We start from the raw sequence: 17,463 nt of genomic DNA, 5'->3' as shown, positions 1-17,463 counted from the left end.
CAGATGGGCTTTGTAGGCGTTGGTGTACTGCGTACCGTGCCCCAGATTTTGGCCGGTTGATGGGTGGCAAAAGCTTAACCAGCGGTGAAAAAAACATGTTCAAAGCCCTGTATGTAGAAAAAACAGAAACTGGCCAGCAGGTTACGCTGCGCGAACTGGCAGAAGTAGACCTGCCAGAAGGGGATGTAACAATCCGGGTGCAGTGGTCATCCCTGAATTACAAAGATGCGTTAGCACTTACAGGCAAAGGCCCGATCATACGTAACTGGCCTATGGTGCCGGGTATTGATCTGGCAGGCCGAGTAGAGGCATCTGCGCATCCGGCAGTGCCTGTCGGGCAGGATGTTATTGTAACTGGCCACGGTTTGGGGGAAAGCCGCTGGGGCGGTTTTGCTCAATTGGCCCGTGTGCCGGGCGTATGGGCTGTGCCCCAACCCTTGGGGTTGAACGGGCGGCAGGCCATGGCGCTTGGCACGGCTGGTTTTACAGCCATGCTATGTGTGCAGGCCCTTCAGCGCGAAGGGGTGGAACCTGCAAGTGGGCCAGTGCTGGTAACCGGTGCCAGTGGTGGGGTGGGCAGCGTGGCTATCATGCTGCTGTCGCGGTTGGGGTATCAGGTTGTGGCCGTAACTGGGCGGTTGGAGGAACAACCTTACCTGCACAGTTTAGGGGCTGCTGAAGTATTGCCGCGCGCGCACTTTACCACGCCATCCCGCCCGTTGGAAAAAGCTCATTGGGCTGGTGCGGTTGATGTTGTGGGTGGGCAGGTTTTGGCTTCTGTTTGTGCAAGTATGCGCCCACAAGGGGTGGTAACGGCATGTGGGTTGGCCGGAGGGATGGATTTTCCCGCAACAGTGGCCCCGTTTATTTTGCGAGGCGTTAGAGCCCTTTTGGAAAAGGCCGATGACGCCGAAATAAGTATGGACGAGACCTCTACATTAACACGAGAATGACGGAAATCCGTTATTTCCTGATGCTATATGTGCGCTCAGTGAGGCTGATTTGGCGTCAGATTACGATTTTCCAAAAGGGCTCTTACATTGGTAGGCATTGATAGCGTGCAATGCCCCCGGCGAGAGCGTCAGGATGCATGGGCGCGCCTTGCTGAACTTATCAACCCGCGGCAGCTTGATGACATGGTGCGTGAAATTGATCTGGCAGAAACGCCGCAGGCCGCAGATATGCTTCTGGCAGGCCACGTACGGGGGCGGCTGGTTGTACGTATTCCTTAAGTTAAAAGGAAAAGATTAAGATGCCGCCCTGTTTTGCTTATTGGGTGGTTGGTATTGTGTCAGCACGCCACCGGGCTGAAAGATATAGATGGTATCAGCATGCGCGATGGTTGCCGGGCGATGTGCAACCATAATGCGGGTGACGTTCATATCGCGCAGGGCTTCGGCCACCTTGTGTTCGGTCAGTTCATCCAGATGGCTGGTGGCTTCATCCAGAAACAGGATTTCGGGTTTGCGGTAGAGCGCGCGTGCCAGAATGACACGCTGCTTTTGCCCACCAGAAAGCCCGCTGCCCATATCACCTACCAAGGTTTCAAACCCCATAGGCATGCGTTTGATATCATCAATAATGGCGGCGCGCGTGGCGCATTCCACTAGCCATGCCTCATCCACCTGTTCGGAAAATCCGCTGATATTGTCAGCAATAGAGCCAGAAAACAGGCCATCATCTTGCAATACCCCGGCAATGCGGTTGCGATAGCCTTCAAGAGTCAGGCTTTCCAGATCTGCGCCATCTAGCCGGATGCTGCCTTCCTGCGTTTCCATCAGCCCCATCAGGGCCTTCAGAAATGTGGTCTTGCCACAGCCTGAAGGGCCGACAATGGCAACACTGCTGCCCGCAGGCACTTCCAGCGAAATGTTGCGGAAAATCCACGGGTCTTGAGAGCCATAGCGGGCAGACAGGCCAGAGCAACTGAGCGTGCCACTGATGGGCTGTTCATCCAAACGAGGTGGGAGCACAGTAGCCGTGATGCTTGTGGCTTCCGGGTCTGTCATCACAATGTCGGACAGGCGGTCTGTCTGCACATTCAGCATACGTATCTGGAAGCCACTGCTAATCAGGTTGCCAATACGTGTGGCAAACTGATCTTTGTAGGACAGGAAAGCTACCAGCATACCCACAGTCATGTGGCCGCTCATCACTGCCCCTGCACCCAGCACCATCATGATCAGTCTGTCAGCGCCAAAAATTAGATCACCCATGCGGCCGTAAATGAGATCATACCGTTGCAGGCGTAGGCGGATGTTAATGCTATCTACCAGCAGGTTCAGCCATGTGGTGCGGCGGCGCTCACGCAGGCCCAAAAGCTTCACGCTGGCCATGCCGCGCAAGGTTTCTATAAAATGGCTTTGCTGGCGTGCATCAATTACAATCTGTTCTTCAGAGGCCTCTCTGTAGATGCGGTAGGTCATTAGCCGCAACAGCACATCCAGCCCCGTAGCCACCATAGCCACCATGCCCAGCCAGCCACCATAAATGAACAACATGACGGCCATCCCCACGGCCATCAATCCATCCATAACTGTTTGTACCATATCGGTGGTGATGGTTTTTTGGATGGTACCCAGTGAGTTAAAGCGTGAGAGTACATCGCCCACATGGCGTTTGGAAAAGTAATCCAGCGGCAAGCGGGAGAGGTGGTCGAACAGGCTGGTGTTCCATTGCAGGCCAACCCGTGTGCTCAGTAACAGTACCGCCCATTGGCGCACGCACCCAATGAGCATCTGTAAGAGCAGAAGCAGGGCCATGCCGCAGGCAATGGTAATGAGCAGTTCGTGATCAGCCGTTACCACTACTTCATCAATCACCACCTGCGAGACCATAGGCATGATCAGCGCAATAACTTCCAGCCCAAGGGAAAGCGCACCCAGCACCATTAGTGCCGGTCGTAGCCCTGCTACATGGCGGAACAGATCGCGCAGGCGCAAGGTTTCTCGGTCATCCTCGCGGCGGAAGCTGTCATTAGGGGTGGCTTCTAGAGCAATACCCGTAAACTCGCGCGAAACTTCGCCCATACTAAGCGTGCGGCGGCCCACGGCTGGGTCATGAATAGTAACTTTATTGCCTTTAACCTGCGTAAGCACCACAAAGTGGTTCATGCTCCAGTGCAAAATGCAGGGCATACGCAGGTTGGGTAGGTCTTCCAGCTCCAGCCGCACAGCGCGGGTGGAAAGGCCTACTGTATCCGCCGTGGCAATAAGATCGCGCAGTGTAACGCCTTTAACGGAAATGGAATAACGCCTGCGTAATGTCGCCAAGTCAATCTGGTTGCCGTAATGGCCCATAATCATGGCCAGACATGCCAAACCACATTCTGCAGCCTCTACCTGCAAAATAACAGGCGTGCGCGAGCGCCATCCGAACTCAAGGGATTTGAGGGTCATGCCCATTACCTCAATCCTCCGCTTACGGCATAAAAATCATCTCGCATGCTGATAACAGGATCAAAAATCCACTGGTAGAGCCTACGTGTATCAATAGCGATATCGGCTTCCACTTCCATACCGGCTTCAAGGGGTTTGTGTTGGCCATAGGCTTCAACAAACTGCTGATCAGGGCGTACGCGAATGCGGTAAATGTCTTGTCCCGGATTTTGAGATTGCGTTTTCTCTTTGTCCGAAGGCGCAGCTTTTTGGCCTGTGCCATCTGTTGCGGTTACGGGTGCGCGCGTGATCTCGCTGACATGGCCACGATACAAACCAAAACGCTGATAAGGGAAGGCGGCATAGCGCAGCAGAACGGGTTCGCCCTCATGCAAAAACCCTATAGAGGCAGAGCTAACATACAGTTCGGCTTCCAAAGCATGCCCTGTAGGCAACAGGGTAAGCAGGGGTGTGCCGGAAGAAACCTGCTGGCCCGGATTAACGCGGATGGCTGTGAGGGTGCCATCGTCCGGCGCAAGTATAATACTGCTACGGTGGCCTTCGCTTTCGGCAATTTGTTGGTCAATCTGGGCAGTCTGCTTATCCAGATCATTCAGATCATGCGCCAGTTGGCCATCATAACGGATAAGCTTTGTGGTAAGGTCTGCAATCTTGCCTTCTGTATCTGTATAGCTTTGCAAAAACTGTGCATGACTGCTGAGCAGTTGGGCATAGGTATAAAGTTGGCTCTGGAATTGTGTTTCTGTCACCAAATGTGCGGATTGTGCTGTTTGCATACGGCGTACGGCAGCTTCCACCACGGGCAGCACATGGGCATCATTATCAAGCTGATGCCCGATATGTTGATGTTGCTGGTTGAGGTAACGGATCTGGGTCACCATGGATTGTTTTTCTACGGGAGCATCCTTAGCGCGAATTTCTTTTTGCTGCTGCAACAGATCACGCTGATGGCGCAATTGGGAGAGAATATGTTCCTGCGTAGGGCCTGATGAGGATGTGGCTTCCAGATCTATGGTGAACAGCACATCACCTTTTTTAACGTGGCGGCCTTCTATGGCATTTTGCTGGGCTATGGTGCCTGTTGTGTTGGCGTTAACGGTAATTAGGCCTGAAGGGGGAACCATCAATCCGGTGGCATGCACGCGGCGGGTATAAACACCCCAAATAGTGTAGAGAATGGCCAGTGCCACGAGGGCGAGCGTGAACCACGCCGCAATCCGTATGGAAAGCGGTTGAGAGGCCTGAACCTGCCCAAGCCACGATTGACGCCGAGCTTCCAGAACCTCGCGCCTAAAAAGGTCGGAACTCATGCAGGCTTTTTTGAAGGGTGCAAGGTTTTACCACTTTAAGTATATTTGCAAAATAACCAGGCGGTTTTTGAAAACCGCCTGGAAATTCCTGAAATTAAACTTTCAGAACGTCACCCAGCAGGGAGGTCACGCCATTGGTCGTGGCATCCAGACCGGTCAGCAGGCCATCAGCAATTGTGGTTACGCCACCAGTTACAGCAGGAACCAGAGTATTAACCGTGCTGTTCACGCCGCCAAGAATGGTGGCCAGGCCATCATCCAGACCAGCCAGCGTGTCTGTCAGTGTGGTGCCCAGAGCATCGCCCAGCGTGCCGCCTGCAACCATAGAGATTTCGGAATCGTTCAGAGTTTTCATAGGTTTTCACCTTAGACTAAGAAAGTTGTGCCATTGTGGCAGACCTATATTCTGGCAAAATATATTTTCTGACAATATTATAGTAAAGTAACTCATAACAGAACACGTAACTAAATAATTAAATAAAGGAATTTATATTATACGCTGTGTATTTATTTTGTTCATTAATGCCTATCAAAAATAAATAATCAAACCAGGTATGCGATTTTTGCATTCATGGGCGTGCTTCAAAAGCCCTTACGTTTTGCCATGTTTTCATGAAATTTTTCATGAAATTATATGGTGATTCTCAAATGTCAGATTCAAATACTATAGAAATTACCTCATCAAATCAGGATGTATCTCTTTCGGGTGCATCCGGACTGACAGGTTCCAATTATTATGAAATCAGTAATCCATATGATTACCATTTCACATTAGATCTTTCTATTTCTACATCAGATCTATATGCAACGTATGATCCAACAACTAAAGAAACAATTATCAGTACAGATCTTAATGAAGGCAGTGGTTATACAAATCAGAGACTTTACGTCGTGATACCGGATACAGCTACAGTTATTAATCCATTAAACATTGGGCATAGCTTGGATGGGGTGTATTCAGTTACAACTATTACAACAAATGGAGTTTATAGTGATACATTTTCATGTTTTTTAAAAGATTCTTTAATAAAAACGCAAGATGGATATATGCCGGTGCAGGATATTGCTCCCGGTGAAAAGGTTTCTGTTTTTATTGATGGTACAGAAGAACAAAAAGAAGTGGTATGGGCAGGAACAGCACATGTTGTTGTCAATGCCAATTTGCCAGAAGATCAAGCTGGATATCCTATACGGATTCTAAAAAATTCTATTGCAGAAAACGTACCTTTTAAAGATATGTTGATAACACCCGAACATTGTCTGTTTGTGGAAGGAAGGTTTGTTCCTGCACGTATGTTGGTAAATGGTCGTTCCATTTATTATGATACCACCATGACATCTTATGATTACTACCATATTGAAACGGAAAAACATTCAGTCATTATGGCAGATGGTATGCTGACTGAAAGCTATCTGGATACAGGAAACCGTCGTAACTTCCAGCAGGCTGGCAAAGTTGTCAGAATTGGTGGAAAGCAGAAAAACTGGCAGAAAGATGCCGCTGCACCATTGGGTGTTCAGCGTGAGTTTGTTGAGCCAATTTTTCAAAAATTAGAAGAAAGAGCAAAAGATCTGGGGATTGGGAATCGCACAGCACCAAAAGCTCTTATTGAAGATCCAGATCTCAAGCTGATCACAAGCCGTGGGGCAACCATTTATCCCTTCAAAAAATCCGAGAACACTTACAGCTTCATGCTCCCCGCAGGTGTGGAAAGTGTGCGTGTGGTATCTCGCTCCAGCCGTCCCAGTGATGCTATCGGACCGTTTGTGGATGACCGTCGCCAAATGGGTGTTGCTGTTGGCAAAATCCATTTTGGTTCTATCCGGGTGTCGCAGCAGGTTATGGAGCACCTGTCACCATCCAAGCCAGAAGGTTGGCATGATATGGGGTGGCAAGATTGCGCATGGACAGATGGCAACGCTTTTTTGCCGCTGCATAATATCGTAACAAGCAAAATGGGTATTCTCAGCTTAGAAATCCGGGCAGCTGGCCCATATGTTGTGCATGCCGATCAACAGGAATATGTGGCGTTGTCAGCATAATTTCTGTGGCGGGGTTTTGTTCAGTTAAATAGAAAAACCCCCAACATCCGTTTTCAGGATGTTGGGGCTTTAAATAAAATTCCATTAGAAAAATCGGAAGACTTTAAGCTTCCAGTCCGCCATCTACCGGAATAGCCGCACCTGTAATGTATTCAGCCTGCGGGCTGGCAAGAAAGGCAACGGTAGAAGCAATATCTGCCACCGTGCCATAAGCGCCGGTAGCCACAAAGCTGCTGATCAGTTTGGCAACTTCGCCTTCAGCTGGGTTCATGTCCGTGTCAATCGGGCCGGGTTCCACCACGTTGGCAGTAATGCCTTTTGGCCCCAGATCACGCGCAACGCCTTTGGCAAAGCCGCGCAGTGCCGCTTTGGTTGTGGCGTACAGGGAAATGCCGGGGAAAGGCGCACGCGCACCAAAAGCAGAACCTATAAAAATAAGGCGCCCTCCTTTTTGCATGTGCTTTGTGGCTTCTGCTGTTTCAATCATAACAGCCCGCACATTCAAGTTAAGAACTTTTTCAATATCTTCAACACTGGTTTCATTGATTGGGCCATAAGGAAACATGCCCGCATTGCACACCAGTGCATCAATTCGGCCAAAATCTGCAATGGTTTTGGCAATAACAGCCTTGTTGCCTTCTACCGTAGCGCCATTGGCTTTAATGGTGACGGCCTTGCGGCCCAGTGCGCGCACTTTCTGGGCAATCTTTTCGGCAGCATCTGCGCTGTTGGCGTAAGAAAGGGCAATATCGTACCCATCTTTTGCCAGAGCCTCAACAATAGCGGCACCAATGCCTCGGCTCCCGCCGGTTACAAGTGCAACACGGTTGCTCATAGTCTTTAACCTTTCTTTTGTTTTGCGTAGGCAGGGCTTAGGCGGCGTTCAGGCCCAGCATCAGCCGGATGTTCTGCAACGCGGCGCCAGATGCCCCTTTGCCCAGATTATCCAAGCGGGCCGTAAGCAGCGCCTGCCGGTTCTGGGTATTGGCATGTACGCGCAGTTCCATCCTGTCGCTTCCCGCAAGGGCTTCGGCAGAAAGTTTTGGCTCTGCGGCCAGCACACGCACATGGTCTTGCCCTGCGTAGCGTTTTTCTAGAATGTTGTGCAGGTCTTCCCCGCTCACGTTTCCGTTCAGATCATCCAGATGCAGCGGGATGGACACAATCATGCCGCGCGCAAAGTGCCCAACAGAAGGCACAAAAACCGGTCTGCGCTTAAGGCCTGCATGTTGATGAATTTCGGGCACGTGTTTGTGCTCAAGCTTTAGGCCATACAGTTCAAATGCTGGGCTCCCATCGCGCTCATGCGCTTCAATCATGCTGCGGCCACCGCCGGAGTATCCGCTAATGGCGTTGATACACACCGGATAATGCGCGTCCATCACGCCAGCTTCCACCAGCGGGCGCAACAGGGCAATGGCACCTGTAGGGTAACAGCCGGGGTTAGCTACGCAGGGGGCAATGGCAATAGCTTCAGCCTGTCCGGCTTCCAGTTCGGGAAAGCCATAAACCCAACCGGGTGCCGTGCGGAAAGCCGTGCTGGCATCCAGAATGCGGGGGGAGGCATCGCCTAATTCTGCGGCCATTTCAACAGCCTCGCGGGAGGCATCATCAGGCAGGCACAGCACAACCAGATCTGCTGCCTGCATGGCCTCCTTACGGGCGGCTGGGTCCTTACGGTGTGCATGATCTACGGAATGGAGCGTAACAGGCAAAGGGGCAAGGCGTTCGCGAATTTCAAGCCCTGTTGTGCCGGCTTCACCATCAATAAAGACTACGGGTTTTTGTGTCATGCCTTACCTCATTCTGGTTCTGGCGTCAGATTAGGCTTTCTGGGTGCTGCCGCATAGACGACGTGGCTGTTTATGGCAAAATGCCATCATATCTTTTTGCACCGGGTAGCGGTGTATGTATGCAAACCAAAGGCAGAAACAAGCATGACCACTTCCCCTGCATCCAGCCAACCGGCAGAAAGCGTAAAACAGAACAACAGCCAACAGGCGGCATATGAGCTGCAACGTCTGCTAGCCCTTATGGCCCGCTTGCGAGACCCTAAGGAAGGCTGCCCGTGGGATAGAGAGCAAACGCATGAAACCATAGCACCCTACGCCATTGAAGAAGCGTATGAAGTGCTAGATGCCATTCAGAAAAAGGATTGGAATGCGTTTCCCGATGAATTGGGGGACCTGCTGCTACAGGTTGTGTATCAAGCCCAGCTTGCGCAGGAAGAGGGGCGGTTTGATTTTGCAACCGTAGCCCGCATGATTACGGGAAAGATGATCCGCCGCCACCCTCATGTGGTGTTTGGTGCCGATGTTCTGGAAGATCATGCCGTAGCGGATGCGCAGCAACCAAAGCAGGACATTCCCGGCCTGTGGGAAACGTTGAAGGAGAAGGAACGGCAGCGTAATGTCGGGCAAAATGGCAAAGGGGCAGCAGTGCCGGGTGCCTTGGCGGGTGTGCCGCCAGCATTGCCTGCATTATTGCGTGCCTCCAAATTGGCAGCGCGCGCTGCACGCGTGGGGTTTGACTGGCCAGATCTTTCTGGTGTGGTAGCCAAGGTTCATGAAGAGATTGAAGAGTTTTCTGTTGAACTGGAAGCTGGCAACCGTGAGCGCATGCAGGATGAACTGGGTGATGTTCTGTTTTCTATTGCCAGTCTGGCACGGCGGCTGAAGCTAGACCCGGAAGCCTGCTTGCGCCAAGCGTGTGACAAATTCACCCGCAGGTTTGAAGGGGTAGAGGCCGTTCTGGCGGAACAGGGACTTTCCATGCCAGACCAAAGCGTGGAAATGCTTGATGGTATTTGGAAGGATATCAAAAAAGTAGAAAACAAAAAGTAACGCCAGCGAGGAAACGCCTGGCGTATCCATCAAAGTGGGGCAAGCAGTTATACCTGCCCCCAAGCATGGAAGGATGTTAGTCTGTCAGGCTTTGGCCTTTTTTTGTAAGGTCGCTGCACAACTTTACACGCTTGGAAAGCTCAAGCGTGGCAATATCAAAGGGTTTGGATGTGCTGTTTTGTAGCAACCCTTGCCCCCCTAAAGAATATCCCTGATCGTTCCGCACATCTGGGCGTTTGGAAAGATTGCGGGCTACACTGCGTGGTGTTGTGCCAGAGGCATAATTTTTATGCACGCAATAGGAAAGTAGACCAGCCACATTGCCAGTGCTTGCGTTTTCTATTGATGGCAGGCCGCCTTCTCCCAAAACGCCGGGGGTGGCTGTGGTAGAGGTGCCCGAAACATTCCCCACAACCTGTGCGCCATAAGTAGGGGCAGAAGCCGGATGAGCCGGATCTGTTACCGGAAGGGCATCTGCAGGAGCGGTCGGAAATGTGGTGCCTGCTGGAAGGTGGGAAGGCGTGTTCTGTGCTTGTGCCATACCTGCAGCACTTAGAGCCCTTTTGGAAATTCACGGATGAGCGTTTCGGCGTAGCATGAGGCTTCCCATGGCGATGTGGATCATGGCCTCTGCGACGTCGATCCGCTGTTCGTAGTCCTTCACAAGGCGACGCCAGCGGATCATCCAACCGAAGGTCCGTTCCACAACCCACCGACGCGGCAGGATTTCAAACCCTTTTGCTGTCTCTGACCGCCGGATGATCTCGACTGTGAAGTCGAGAAAAGTGGCCTTATCCATCAACTGGAGGCGGTCATAGGCTCCATCGGCAAACAGGTGCTTCACCCAAGGCCAGCGTTTGCGAATGGCATCAAGGATCATCTGTCCTCCTGCACTGTCCGAAATATCGGCTGTTGTCAGCTGGACCAGGAGAAGGCGGCCATCCGTATCAACTGCGATGTGACGTTTCCGACCGACGATCTTCTTGCCTGCGTCATAACCACGTGTCTTTGCGTGGGGTGCCTTGATACTCTGGCTATCAATGACACCACCCGATGGACTGGTTTCGCGTCCTGTCGCTTCACGATCGAGCATCAGACAGACATCATGAATGGTCTGGAACAGGAAACGGCGCATCAGCCTGCGGAACCACCAGTAAACCGTTTGACATGGGCCAAAATGAACCGGAAGCATCTCCCAACCGCAGCCTGAGCGCACGAGATAGCGCAGAGCATTGATGATCTCACGGAAATCGGTTGTCCGTTTCCGACCACGCCGGTTCGCAGGGGGCATCAGAGGCGCTATGCGCTCCCATTCCTCATCTGTCAGATCAGACGGATAGCGTTTCGTCTTGCGTGTAATTCCGGCCATGCGGCCTCGTTGTGCTGGCGTCCACATCCTGCCTTTGAATCACGCTCAAAACCTCTTGAAAACCTATCATAGCGAATTTCCAAAAGGGCTCTAAGCCCCAGAATACAGCTTGCAGCCATTATTGTTTTTTTGGTGGAGAACATTTAGGGCCTGTTAGATCTTGAATTTCTTCCCATATTGTAGGGATGGAAGAAGGAGACAGAACAGGCACCTTTACGGACGAGACATGGGCGATCTGGGAACCTCTGATTGAGGCGGTTCGCCCAAGGGGCAAGACGCCGCCACATGATCTGCGGCGTACGATAGCAGCAATTTTCTGGCGTCATGAGAATGGCGCGAAATGGCGGAGCATCCCCGCTGAACTGGGTCCATGGTGGCGAGCGGCGCAGCTTTTCATCCGCTGGGCGAAGCTGGGTGTGTGGGAACGCCTGCTCGCACTGGTTCAGGAACAACAGGGAGTAGCACTCGGCATGACTTTTCTGGATGGCACGAATATCAGAGCTCACCACAAGGCGGCGGGAGCCCCAAAAAAGGGGGCTCTTTTGAAGAGCGAGACCATCGTGAAGCACTTGGCCGCTCTCGCGGCGGCTATGGCACAAAAGTCTGCGTGATAGCAGACGGGCATGGAAAGGCTGTTGGTTTTGCCCTGGCGCCCGGCCAGGCCCATGAACTGCCGCTGGCTCCAGATATGCTCGATAGCCTTCCCGCCATTCCTTTGTGGGTGGTGGCGGACAAGGGCTATGCCTCGGACGCCTTCCGTGAACGTATCTGGGACATGGGAGCCCGACCGGCCATTCCCGCAAAACGACGCGATGCGCCGGTTGCCTGCCCCAGATGGGTCTATCGGTGTCGGCACCTGGTCGACGCGGAAATCTCACAGAAGGGTTGTACATCGGGTTAGATTATGAAAAAGTCTATTTTGTGTAAAAGAAATTTTCGTAAGCTATAAGAAAACCCGATGCAGACAGAGTGTAGCGCAGGCGCGTATGAGTTTCCAGCCTCCTGTGGACGGCGTGTTGTGGCCCGTTTTGACGGGGGTCGCATGAGTTCGGATGGGGGCGTCATTCTGGTGAAGCAGGCTGATGACATTCTGGGTCTCAGCCGCCGCTTTGCTGCCTGTTTTCGCGATAAGCGGCATCCCGGCTTTGTGGAATACCGGGTTGAAGACCTTGTCCGTCAGCGGATCATGGGCCTGGCACTGGGCTATGAAGATCTCAATGATCACGATGCCCTGCGGCATGACCTGATCTTTGGTCTGGCCTCGGGCCGTCTGTCAGGAGGCCGGGCAAACTGCGCAGCATTGGCTGGCAAATCCACGCTGAACCGGTTGGAGCGCAGTGGGCAGCAGGCAGATCGTTACTGCCGCATCATTGCTGATCATGAGGCCCTGGCTACCCTGTTCGTGATGCTTTTCATGGACCAGCATGAGCGCGCACCCGCCCGGATCGTTCTGGATGTGGATGCCACCGATGACCGTATCCATGGCCATCAGGAAGGCCGGGCCTTTCATGGATATTACGGCCATAACTGCTATCTGCCGTTATACATCTTCTGCGGGGACCATCTCCTTAGCGCTACCCTGCGCACGGCAGACAGGGACCCGGGGAAGGAAGCACTGGCAGACATCCGCCGGATCGTGGAGCAGATCAGGAGCCGCTGGCCCCGGGTGCGTATCCTGGTGCGTGGGGACAGCGGTTTCGCCCGGGACAGTCTGATGACATGGTGCGAAGACAACCACGTTGACTTCCTGTTTGGGCTTGCAGGCAACACCCGCCTGTATGACCGGATTGCCTCTTTGTCCGCTGAGGTTCGTGACGAAGCCGCCACGACAGGCAAAGCGGCGCGCGGCTTTGCCTCCTTTGACTGGATCACAAAGGACAGCTGGACGCGCCGCAGGCGGGTCGTGGCCAAGGCCGAATGGCGCCATGGCAACCGCTATCATCGCTTTATTGTCACCACGCTACCGCAGGGAATGTCCGACCCCCGCCATCTCTACGAACAGATTTACTGCGCACGCGGGGATATGGAAAACCGCATCAAGGAATGCCAGATGGATCTGTTCTCAGACAGGACCTCGTCCCACACCATCCGGGCCAACCAGCTCCGGCTGTGGTTCTCGGCCGCAGCCTATGTCCTGCTGACCGCTCTGCAAAGACTGGCCCTTGGCCAGACCAGCCTGGAGACGGCGACCTGTGGCACCATACGCGCACGACTGCTCAAAATCGCGACACGTGTAACGCTCAGCGTCCGTCGGATTGTCCTGTCCATGCCGGACATGTTCCCCTGTCAGCATGAATTCGCCCTCGCTCATGCACGATTGCGAAGGCTCCGGCAGGCCATCTGAAGAAACAGACAGTGCACAGACCACATAGCTTCCACCAACACTGCCTTCTCAGGCCGTGACACCCTCACTGCGTTCAGAACCCGCCGCCAGAAGCAGAATATCGTCAATATTCCAGATCGGGCTCCTGTGGGATGACTGAATTCTACAAAATGAACCGAAATTGCCTCAAGTGTGAGAAATCCGCGTCGACGCGGAAATCTCACAGAAGGGTTGTACATCGGGTTAGATTATGAAAAAGTCTGTTTTGTACAAAATAATTTTTCATAAGCAATAAACGAACCCGATGCAGACAGAGTGTAGCGCAGGCGCGTATGAGTTTCCAGCCTCCTGTGGACGGCGTGTTGTGGCCCGTTTTGACGGGGGTCGCATGAGTTCGGATGGGGGCGTCATTCTGGTGAAGCAGGCTGATGACATTCTGGGTCTCAGCCGCCGCTTTGCTGCCTGTTTTCGCGATAAGCGGCATCCCGGCTTTGTGGAATACCGGGTTGAAGACCTTGTTCGTCAGCGGATCATGGGCCTGGCACTGGGCTATGAAGATCTCAATGATCACGATGCCCTGCGGCATGACCTGATCTTTGGTCTGGTATCGGGACGTCTGTCAGGAAGCCGGGCCAACTGTGCGGCACTGGCAGGAAAATCCACGCTGAACCGGCTAGAGCGCAGTGGGCAGCAGGCAGATCGTTACTGCCGCATCATTGCTGATCATGAGGCCCTGGCTACCCTGTTCGTGACGCTTTTCATGGACCAGCATGAGCGCGCACCCGCCCGGATCGTTCTGGATGTGGATGCCACCGATGACCGTATCCATGGCCATCAGGAAGGCCGGGCCTTTCATGGATATTACGGCCATAACTGCTATCTGCCGTTATACATCTTCTGCGGGGACCATCTCCTCAGCGCTACCCTGCGCACGGCAGACAGGGACCCGGGGAAGGAAGCACTGGCAGACATCCGCCGGATCGTGGAGCAGATCAGGAGCCGCTGGCCCCGGGTGCGTATCCTGGTGCGTGGGGACAGCGGTTTCGCCCGGGACAGTCTGATGACATGGTGCGAAGACAACCACGTTGACTTCCTGTTTGGGCTTGCAGGCAACACCCGCCTGTATGACCGGATTGCCTCTTTGTCCGCTGAGGTTCGTGACGAAGCCGCCACGACAGGCAAAGCGGCGCGCGGCTTTGCCTCCTTTGACTGGATCACAAAGGACAGCTGGACGCGCCGCAGGCGGGTCGTGGCCAAGGCCGAATGGCGCCACGGCAACCGCTATCATCGCTTTATTGTCACCACGCTACCGCAGGGAATGTCCGACCCCCGCCATCTCTACGAACAGATTTACTGCGCACGCGGGGATATGGAAAACCGCATCAAGGAATGCCAGATGGATCTGTTCTCAGACAGGACCTCGTCCCACACCATCCGGGCCAACCAGCTCCGGCTGTGGTTCTCGGCCGCAGCCTATGTCCTGCTGACCGCTCTGCAAAGACTGGCCCTTGGCCAGACCAGCCTGGAGACGGCGACCTGTGGCACCATACGCGCACGACTGCTCAAAATCGCGACACGTGTCACGCTCAGCGTCCGTCGGATTGTCCTGTCCATGCCGGACATGTTCCTCTGTCAGCATGAATTCGCCCTCGCTCATGCACGATTGCGAAGGCTCCGGCAGGCCATCTGAAGAAACAGACAGTGCACAGACCACATAGCTTCCACCAACACTGCCTTCTCAGGCCGTGACACCCTCACTGCGTTCAGAACCCGCCGCCAGAAGCAGAATATCGTCAATATTCCAGATCGGGCTCCTGTGGGATGACTGAATTCTACAAAATGACCCGAAATTGCCTCAAGTGTGAGAAATCCGCGTCGAGAACCTCTGGGCCCGTCTCAAGGAGTGGCGTGCTGTTGCAACCAGATACGAGAAAACCGCAGCGTCGTTCCTGGCCGTCATACACATCGCTGCAGCCGCAGACTGGATCAAGTGCTAACAGGCCCTAGATAGCCCTTTCAAAATTTTCCATACAACAGGTCTTATTCAAAAAGTGCCGCTATTTTTTGTAATAAAAGCTCAATAGCGGGTTCTGCCTACTAGAATGCGCCAGAGCGGGAAAAGTTCTGTTCTACTGTAATCGGCCAGATCTTGTTGAGCTGTTATTGTAAAAAAGTTTTTGAAAATCTTGTTTTATAAAAAGGAAAGGCCCGGCAGAACCGGGCCTTTTTGAAACATATAAATATTTTGTGAAGCGGTTACCTTAGGCCTTTGGGCCTTCTGGCTGTGTGCCCTGCGCCAGATATTCCATCAGGCGGCGAGAAAAGGCATTTACATCCTTAGGTGTGTCACCATTCTGGATGCTGGCAACATCCAGCAGAATATGGGCTAAGGCATCCACTTTTTCACCAGCTTTTACCTTTTGTGCCAGTGTATGCACGATAGGATGTGCTGGGTTGAGTTCCAGAATAGGTGCAGCTTCTGGCATATTCTGTCCGCTGCGCTGCAACAGTTTGCGCAGTTGCAGATCCGGCCCACCTTCTGGCGCACTCAGCACCATTGCGCTGGAAACCAGACGGTCTGTTGCGCATATGTCTGAAACATCTTCGCCCAGCGCGTCTTTCAGGGCTGGAATCAGGGCTTCCATGTCTGCCTTTTCGGCAGACGTTTCTTCTGGCGCACCAAATTTTTCCAGATCAGTCATGCCCTGTGCCACGTTGCGCAGGGCTTTGCCCTCATACGTGCCCAGACGTTCTGGCCAGAAAGAATCAACTGGATCAGACAGCAGCAGCACTTCCACCCCGCGTGCCTTGAAGCCCTCAATCTGCGGAGATGCCGCCAGCACTTCTGCGCTATCACCCGTTACATAGTAAATGGCATCCTGTTCCGGCTTCATGCGGCTGATATAGTCATCCAGAGATATCAGACCATCTATAGCACTAGAGCGGAAGCGGCTGAGTGCGGCAACTTCCGTGCGGTGTGCGGGATCATCCCACATGCCTTCTTTCAGAACCGGGCCAAAGTTTTCCCAAAATTCGGCGTAGCTTTCAGCATCCTTGGCGCGGGTTTTGAGTTCACCCATCACCTTGCTGGTGACAGCCTTGCGGATACGGGCCAGAACAGGGGTGGCCTGCAACATTTCGCGCGAAACATTAAGCGGCAGATCTTCCGTATCTACAACGCCTTGTACAAAGCGTAACCACGGCGGCAGAATTTCGGCTTCATCGGTAATAAACATGCGGCGCACATGTAGGCGCAACTTGCTTTCACGTGTTTGTTCCGCAAATTCAAAAGGCCGCATGGAAGGAATAAACAGCAAGGCCGCAAATTCAATGGTGCCTTCCGCGCGCCAGTGCAACGTATCCCACGGTTTGTCGAAGTTGTGGGTCAGATGGCGATAGAATTCTTCAAGCTGTTCTTCTGTAACTTCACTTTTGGGCTTTAACCAAAGTGCTTTACCTTCATTGGCTGTTTCTTCCTTGCCGTCATGCAGGATAGTGACAGGCCATGCAATGTTATCTGACCATTTGCGAATAATGGTTTGCAGACGGGTAGGGTCCAGAAACTCTTCAGCGTCGGACTTGATGTGTAGGGTAATATCCGTGCCCGGCTTATCACGCGTGGCGGGTTCCAGTGTGTAAGAACCACGCCCATCAGAAGTCCAGCGCCATGCTTCATCAGATCCAGCGCGGCGGGATACAACATCCACTTTATCCGCCACCATGAAGGCAGCGTAAAAGCCCACACCAAACTGACCAATCAGGCTAGGGCGATCTTCCGGTTTAGCGTTTTCAAGCTGCTGGCCAAAGGCGCGGGTGCCAGAACGCGCAATGGTGCCAAGGTTGTTAATAAGTTCTTCCTTGGTCATGCCCGAACCATCATCAGTAATGGTCAGCAGGCGGGCATCTTTATCCGGGTTGATATGAATTTTAGCATCTTCTGGCAGGGCGCGGGCACCGTCTGTCAGGGCCTCAAAGCGTCTGCGGTCTGTAGCGTCTGCTGCGTTGGCCACAAGTTCGCGCAGGAAAATTTCTCTTTCAGAATAGAGAGAGTGGACAACCAGATCCAGCATCCGCCCGACTTCTGCACTAAACTCCCGCGTTTCGGCATTGGGTGTGGTGTTCTGGGTTGTTTCTGTCATGTTTACGTCCTGTAATGCATTGTTTGCTTTTATGTGAC

Annotated in this window: 12 protein-coding genes and 3 pseudogenes; 7 read left to right on the top strand and 8 right to left on the bottom strand. The window is 53.0% G+C overall.

What is annotated here, in order from left to right:
• Nucleotides 1-95: 95 nt before the first annotated feature.
• A pseudogene (locus A4S02_RS10965) lies at nucleotides 96-1,232 on the top strand (MDR family oxidoreductase).
• Between the two features lie 15 nt (nucleotides 1,233-1,247).
• Here the strand turns inward: A4S02_RS10965 and A4S02_RS10955 are convergent.
• The 3 genes from A4S02_RS10955 to A4S02_RS10945 form a co-directional block, all read right to left on the bottom strand.
• Entirely contained in the window at nucleotides 1,248-3,404 is a 2,157-nt protein-coding gene (locus A4S02_RS10955; protein ID WP_070323797.1) for a peptidase domain-containing ABC transporter, read from the bottom strand.
• Nucleotides 3,404-4,708, bottom strand: coding sequence for an HlyD family secretion protein (locus tag A4S02_RS10950; protein WP_070323796.1), 1,305 nt, complete (start codon nucleotides 4,706-4,708; stop codon nucleotides 3,404-3,406). The genes A4S02_RS10955 and A4S02_RS10950 overlap by 1 nt, the downstream gene beginning before the upstream one ends.
• 94 nt (nucleotides 4,709-4,802) lie before the next feature.
• On the bottom strand, nucleotides 4,803-5,063 hold the full coding sequence (locus A4S02_RS10945) for a hypothetical protein (RefSeq protein WP_070323795.1): 261 nt from the start codon (nucleotides 5,061-5,063) through the stop codon (nucleotides 4,803-4,805).
• 269 nt (nucleotides 5,064-5,332) lie between these two features.
• On the opposite strand from A4S02_RS10945, the gene A4S02_RS10940 reads away from it, so the two are divergent.
• Entirely contained in the window at nucleotides 5,333-6,751 is a 1,419-nt protein-coding gene (locus tag A4S02_RS10940; protein WP_070324252.1) for a Hint domain-containing protein, read from the top strand.
• Nucleotides 6,752-6,854: 103 nt separating this feature from the next.
• Here A4S02_RS10940 and A4S02_RS10935 read toward each other — a convergent pair whose 3' ends face one another.
• Nucleotides 6,855-7,586 (bottom strand): SDR family NAD(P)-dependent oxidoreductase, encoded by a 732-nt coding sequence (locus A4S02_RS10935; RefSeq protein WP_070323794.1) that lies wholly within the window; start codon nucleotides 7,584-7,586, stop codon nucleotides 6,855-6,857.
• A 37-nt stretch (nucleotides 7,587-7,623) separates the two neighbouring features.
• Complete coding sequence (gene argC / locus A4S02_RS10930; protein WP_070323793.1) at nucleotides 7,624-8,544, bottom strand: N-acetyl-gamma-glutamyl-phosphate reductase; 921 nt, start codon at nucleotides 8,542-8,544, stop codon at nucleotides 7,624-7,626.
• 72 nt (nucleotides 8,545-8,616) lie between these two features.
• Here argC and mazG point away from each other — a divergent pair, with 72 nt between their 5' ends.
• Nucleotides 8,617-9,594, top strand: a complete 978-nt coding sequence (gene mazG / locus A4S02_RS10925; RefSeq protein ID WP_070323792.1) for a nucleoside triphosphate pyrophosphohydrolase — start codon at nucleotides 8,617-8,619, stop codon at nucleotides 9,592-9,594.
• 76 nt (nucleotides 9,595-9,670) lie between these two features.
• On the opposite strand, the gene A4S02_RS10920 is transcribed toward mazG, so the two are convergent.
• Both A4S02_RS10920 and A4S02_RS10915 read right to left on the bottom strand, forming a co-directional pair.
• Nucleotides 9,671-10,165 carry a DUF2501 domain-containing protein gene (locus tag A4S02_RS10920; protein WP_070323711.1) on the bottom strand — a complete coding sequence of 165 codons (495 nt, stop codon included), beginning with the start codon at nucleotides 10,163-10,165 and terminating at the stop codon, nucleotides 9,671-9,673.
• On the bottom strand, nucleotides 10,166-10,990 hold the full coding sequence (locus A4S02_RS10915; protein WP_082246791.1) for an IS5-like element IS12528 family transposase: 825 nt from the start codon (nucleotides 10,988-10,990) through the stop codon (nucleotides 10,166-10,168).
• Between the two features lie 158 nt (nucleotides 10,991-11,148).
• On the opposite strand from A4S02_RS10915, the pseudogene A4S02_RS15305 reads away from it, so the two are divergent.
• The 4 genes and pseudogenes from A4S02_RS15305 to A4S02_RS15300 all read left to right on the top strand — a co-directional run.
• Nucleotides 11,149-11,828: pseudogene (locus A4S02_RS15305) on the top strand (IS5 family transposase); the annotation flags it as partial.
• A 93-nt stretch (nucleotides 11,829-11,921) separates the two neighbouring features.
• Nucleotides 11,922-13,307: an IS1380-like element IS1380A family transposase gene (locus A4S02_RS10900; protein WP_070323791.1), complete on the top strand. Its 1,386-nt coding sequence runs from the start codon at nucleotides 11,922-11,924 to the stop codon at nucleotides 13,305-13,307.
• 283 nt (nucleotides 13,308-13,590) lie between these two features.
• Nucleotides 13,591-14,976 (top strand): IS1380-like element IS1380A family transposase, encoded by a 1,386-nt coding sequence (locus tag A4S02_RS10895; protein WP_070323790.1) that lies wholly within the window; start codon nucleotides 13,591-13,593, stop codon nucleotides 14,974-14,976.
• Nucleotides 14,977-15,160: 184 nt separating this feature from the next.
• A pseudogene (locus A4S02_RS15300) lies at nucleotides 15,161-15,283 on the top strand (transposase); the annotation flags it as partial.
• A gap of 264 nt (nucleotides 15,284-15,547) precedes the next feature.
• On the opposite strand, the gene htpG reads toward A4S02_RS15300, so the two are convergent.
• Complete coding sequence (htpG, locus tag A4S02_RS10890) at nucleotides 15,548-17,425, bottom strand: molecular chaperone HtpG (RefSeq protein ID WP_070323789.1); 1,878 nt, start codon at nucleotides 17,423-17,425, stop codon at nucleotides 15,548-15,550.
• Nucleotides 17,426-17,463 lie beyond the last annotated feature (38 nt).

Origin of the sequence: Acetobacter ascendens (assembly GCF_001766235.1) — a bacterium.
In the GTDB taxonomy this organism is placed as follows: Bacteria; Pseudomonadota; Alphaproteobacteria; order Acetobacterales; family Acetobacteraceae; genus Acetobacter; species Acetobacter ascendens.
Note: the sequence above shows the minus strand (reverse complement) of the source record. Positions and strands in the feature narration are given on the sequence as shown.

Bases quoted from the DNA above. Each gene is read 5' to 3' on its own strand.
- A4S02_RS10955 (WP_070323797.1), bottom strand. From the start codon at position 3,404: ATGGGCATGACCCTCAAATCCCTTGAGTTCGGATGGCGCTCGCGCACG.
- A4S02_RS10950 (WP_070323796.1), bottom strand. From the start codon at position 4,708: ATGAGTTCCGACCTTTTTAGGCGCGAGGTTCTGGAAGCTCGGCGTCAA.
- A4S02_RS10945 (WP_070323795.1), bottom strand. From the start codon at position 5,063: ATGAAAACTCTGAACGATTCCGAAATCTCTATGGTTGCAGGCGGCACG.
- A4S02_RS10940 (WP_070324252.1), top strand. From the start codon at position 5,333: ATGAAATTATATGGTGATTCTCAAATGTCAGATTCAAATACTATAGAA.
- A4S02_RS10935 (WP_070323794.1), bottom strand. From the start codon at position 7,586: ATGAGCAACCGTGTTGCACTTGTAACCGGCGGGAGCCGAGGCATTGGT.
- argC (WP_070323793.1), bottom strand. From the start codon at position 8,544: ATGACACAAAAACCCGTAGTCTTTATTGATGGTGAAGCCGGCACAACA.
- mazG (WP_070323792.1), top strand. From the start codon at position 8,617: ATGGCAAAATGCCATCATATCTTTTTGCACCGGGTAGCGGTGTATGTA.
- A4S02_RS10915 (WP_082246791.1), bottom strand. From the start codon at position 10,990: ATGTGGACGCCAGCACAACGAGGCCGCATGGCCGGAATTACACGCAAG.
- A4S02_RS10900 (WP_070323791.1), top strand. From the start codon at position 11,922: ATGCAGACAGAGTGTAGCGCAGGCGCGTATGAGTTTCCAGCCTCCTGT.
- A4S02_RS10895 (WP_070323790.1), top strand. From the start codon at position 13,591: ATGCAGACAGAGTGTAGCGCAGGCGCGTATGAGTTTCCAGCCTCCTGT.
- htpG (WP_070323789.1), bottom strand. From the start codon at position 17,425: ATGACAGAAACAACCCAGAACACCACACCCAATGCCGAAACGCGGGAG.